The organism is Sphingomonas sp. (assembly GCF_031361285.1).
Classification (GTDB): Bacteria; Pseudomonadota; Alphaproteobacteria; order Sphingomonadales; family Sphingomonadaceae; genus Sphingomicrobium.
This window is the reverse complement of the sequence record NZ_JANMCO010000004.1, coordinates 1-3513: the sequence shown is the minus strand read 5'-3', so window position 1 is coordinate 3513 and position 3513 is coordinate 1. Positions and strand designations below refer to the sequence as shown.

The window sequence follows — 3513 nt, the reverse complement described above, 5'->3', positions numbered from 1 at the left end:
CGCGCGATTTCGGCACCGGCGTAGTGGGCTGCCAGCCGGGCGATGAGCGCGGCGCCAAGTGTGTCTTCGGACGTGTCGATGGCCACCGCCTCGATAGCAAGGGCGGCGAGATGGACGTCGACTTCGCCGCCTCGGCGCGGCTGCGCCTGGGTGGCGCCGTCTCGGCCGGCAACGGCTGGCGGGTCGGTGGGTCGCTGGGCTTCGATGACGTTGGCAATCTTGAGGCTGACAATAGTCGGACGAAGGGAACCGGCGGGTTCGGCTTCCACGCCGGGCTTGGCATCGGCAAGTTGTTCGCGGGCGATCGCGGCGAAGCAAGTCTGGCGCTGACGCTGGGCAGCCAGCATTACGCGACCGAGCGGTTCCAGAATATCTTCGAGCCAGGCGTCGGCCATGCGACTATCAGGACGCGCTACGTCGGTGCCAATGCCGGCCTCGGCTTCACGCTGTCGAGCGGCACTCTGTTCGCGACCCCGGCGATCGATCTCCAGGCGATCCGCATGACGATCGGCGACTTTGCCGAAAGCGGTCTCGATGGCACCGGCGCACGCAGCGACGGCACGTCGGACTGGTATCTGTCGGCAACCCCGAAGCTGACCGCCGGCGTCAAGAGCGGCGCGATCAAGCTCTCGGGAACGGTCGGCTATCAACTATCCGACAAGGGGCAGATCGTCGCCCCGATCCGGCTGATCGGATCGCCCGACGCGTCCGATCCGGCGATGATCCGCACGCTGATCGACAAGGAAATGCTGATGCTTGGGGCCAATGTCGAAGTGCAGGCGAACAGCAATGCCGCGCTGCAGTTCGGCTTCAAGGGCCTCTACGGCGACCGGGTCAAAAGCGAGAGCGCCAACGTCAAGCTGGTGGTGCGCTTCTGACCTCATCCGTGGCCCAATGCGTTGGTCCAAACGCAAAGAATCTGTCCCGTTCTGCCAGTTTCGACCAGATTTCCCTGCTGATTTCCCTTCATGCAGGGAATATCGTGAGAGAGCGGTTCGCAGCTGACTGCTTTCACCGCCAGGACCCTATTTGGAAAAGCCCGGGCGGGGCGGATCAAGCGCGTGGCGGCGCAGTGGTCGAACGCACCACGAGTTCGTAGGGCAAGACATATTCGTCCCGCGCCTCCGCGCCGCCGCGGATCGCAATCAATTTTTCGCAGGCCTGTCCAATCATGGCGGCAATCGGCTGGCGGATGGCGGTCAGCGGGGGGACGCTGAAGCGGACGCCGGGCGTGTCCTCGAAGCTGATCAGCGACAGGTCGGCCGGTATCGCCAGGCCCAGCCGGTTGGCGACGTGGAGCACGGCGAACGACATTTCGTCATTCTCGGCGATGATCGCCGTCGGCCGGTCCCCGGCCCGGAGCAGGTCGCTGACCGCTTCGGCAGCGCGCTCGAAATGAAAATCGCCTCTGACCACCATCCCGCCGGCCGATGCACCGTCGTCCGCCATCGCGGCTTCAAACCCGTCAAGGCGCAGCGCCGAATTGCCATAAGCCGAGGAGCCGGCGAGGAAGGCGATGCGGCGATGGCCGAGCGCCAGCAAATGACGGGTCGCTTCGCGCGCCGCGCCGGCCTCGTCCATCGTCACGCTGACGCAGCCCTCATGCTTGCGCGAGTTGATCGTCGCGCAGGCGATCCTGCGTTCGGCAAGCAGCTCGACGAGTTGCGCGTCTTTGCTGTGGGACGGGGTGAGGATGACGCCATCGGGGCGCAGCGCGGACAGCGACTCGGCGACCTTGCGGCACGCGACGCCGGCGTCGGTTTCGACCAGATTGAACAGCATATGGTAACCATGCGCCTCGCACGCGGTCATGCCGCCGAACAGCATCTGGTCGACCCAGTCGTTGCCGCGCCCGGCCTGCCAGTTTTCGAGCGTCCGGCCGCGGTCGCTGATCGCCAGGATGAGGTAGGAGCGCCCGCCGCCCATCCGTCGCGCGCTGAGATTTGGGACGTAGCGCAGCTGTTCGATCGCCGCTTCGATCCGCGCCCGCACGACCGGCTTGACGTTCGGGCTGCGGTTGATCACGCGCGACACGGTCTGGCGCGACACGCCGGCGCTGCGCGCAACATCCTCGATCGTCACCGATGCAAGCTTGGGTCGTTCCCCCATCGCCTTCAAAGTTAGCACTAAAACCACCGTGAGCCAGCGATTTTGTGAGCGTTCACATACGAACGACGGTTGACTCTGGACAAGGAGCAAAGTGCGTCGTCCCGGGGCGAGACCGATCAGAACGCCAATATCATCACCGCCGACCGCCGCGAACTCCGCCAAGCGCGGCGGCAAGTGTGTCGCGCGCGAGCATCGACAAGAAAGCGAAGAAAGCGCGATCCATCGCTCGCCCGAAGCAGCAACCCGGTGCCAGGCATGGCTGGCCGGCGGCCCGATCGTCTCGTCGCAAAAAATACCGCCCAGGGAACCCGCTTGCCGTTCGCGGATTTCCCAAAGCGGGGGGAGCTGCAGGCATCGCTCCCGCGCGTTGAGTTCGGTGGAAGAGGTGCGCAGTGAACAAGCAGAGCCCGCGGTCGGAATTCGGTGTCAGCCGCAGGGACTTGATCGCCGCACTGCGAAGATTGCGGCGCGGCGACTTTACCGTCCGCCTGGCCGAGGACGGCCCTGAAGCCGACAATGAAATCGCCATGCTGTTCAACGAGGTGGTCGGCTTCAACCAGCAGATTACCGAAGAATTCGAGCGGCTGTCCAAGGTGGTCGGCAAGGAAGGCAAGATCGGCCACCGCGCCAAGGTTCGCGGCGCGACCGGCGGCTGGGACACCAAGCTGCGCGCGGTCAACGACCTGATCGATGACATGGTCCAGCCAATCACCGAGGTGGCGCGGGTCATCGGCTCGGTCGCCAAGGGCGATCTGTCGCAATCGATGACGGTCGAAATCGACGGGCGACCGCTGCGCGGCGACTTCCTGCGTATCGGCAAGGTGGTCAACACTATGGTCGAGCAGCTCGCATCGTTCACGTCGGAAGTGACGCGCGTCGCGCGCGAGGTCGGTACCGAGGGCAAATTGGGCGGCCAGGCCAATGTGAAGGGCGTCGCCGGGACGTGGAAGGATTTGACCGACAACGTCAATCTGATGGCCGCCAACCTGACCGGCCAGGTGCGCAACATCGCCGACGTGACCACCGCCGTCGCCCGCGGCGACTTGTCGAAGAAGATCACGGTCGACGTGAAGGGCGAGATACTGGCGCTCAAGAACACCATCAACACGATGGTCGATCAGCTCAACGGCTTCGCCAGCGAAGTGACCCGCGTCGCCCGCGAAGTCGGCACCGAGGGCAAGCTCGGCGGCCAGGCGCGGGTGGGCGGCGTCGCCGGCACGTGGAAGGATTTGACCGACAACGTCAATCTGATGGCCGACAATCTGACCGGCCAGGTGCGCAACATTGCCGAAGTGACCACCGCCGTGGCTTCCGGCGACTTGTCGAAGAAGATCACGGTCGACGTGAAGGGCGAAATCCTCGAGCTCAAGAACAGATAGAACGAGCACAACGATGAAATCCAGT

3 protein-coding genes are annotated in these 3513 nt (G+C 64.6%); 2 read left to right on the top strand and 1 reads right to left on the bottom strand.

Features of this window, described 5'->3' with window-relative positions; genetic code table 11:
• The coding region (locus RMO25_RS00065) for an autotransporter outer membrane beta-barrel domain-containing protein (RefSeq protein ID WP_309660560.1) at positions 1–878 on the top strand (878 nt) is incomplete at its 5' end.
• A 175-nt stretch (positions 879–1053) separates the two neighbouring features.
• Here the strand turns inward: RMO25_RS00065 and RMO25_RS00060 are convergent.
• The gene (locus RMO25_RS00060) at positions 1054–2109 is read right to left on the bottom strand and encodes a LacI family DNA-binding transcriptional regulator (protein WP_309660559.1); all 1056 of its coding nucleotides are present in this window, start codon (positions 2107–2109) and stop codon (positions 1054–1056) included.
• Between the two features lie 392 nt (positions 2110–2501).
• Here RMO25_RS00060 and RMO25_RS00055 point away from each other — a divergent pair, with 392 nt between their 5' ends.
• Entirely contained in the window at positions 2502–3488 is a 987-nt protein-coding gene (locus tag RMO25_RS00055) for a HAMP domain-containing protein (protein WP_309660558.1), read from the top strand.
• The last annotated feature ends 25 nt before the right edge of the window (positions 3489–3513 follow it).

Excerpts from the sequence above, each read along its gene's own strand:
- RMO25_RS00060 (WP_309660559.1), bottom strand. The coding sequence starts at position 2,109 with ATGGGGGAACGACCCAAGCTTGCATCGGTGACGATCGAGGATGTTGCG.